The organism is Paenibacillus sp. 05T425 (assembly GCF_056396205.1).
In genome coordinates, this window is sequence record NZ_JBFTLA010000144.1 from 1 (window position 1) to 403 (window position 403).

A 403-nucleotide genomic window follows, 5' to 3' on the forward strand; every position below is an offset into this window, starting at 1 on the left:
GTGAATACATAGCTTAGTAAGAGGCATACCGGGGGAACTGAAACATCTAAGTACCCCGAGGAAGAGAAAACAAAAGTGATTCCGTCAGTAGCGGCGAGCGAACGCGGATTAGCCCAAACCAAGGAGCTTGCTCCTTGGGGTTGTAGGACACTTCACATGGAGTTACAAAGGTGTTGGTTAGGCGAAGAGGTCTGGAAAGGCCCGCTAAAAGAGGTAAAAGCCCTGTAACCAAAAGCTAGCACTCTCCGAAGTGTATCCTGAGTACGGCGGGACACGTGAAACCCCGTCGGAATCCGGCAGGACCATCTGCCAAGGCTAAATACTCCCTGGTGACCGATAGTGAAGCAGTACCGTGAGGGAAAGGTGAAAAGCACCGCGGAAGCGGAGTGAAAAAGAACCTGAA

General features: G+C 51.4%; 1 rRNA gene. It reads left to right on the forward strand.

What is annotated here, in order from left to right:
• Nucleotides 1-403 (forward strand): 23S ribosomal RNA (locus AC1DF0_RS32500); the annotation flags it as partial.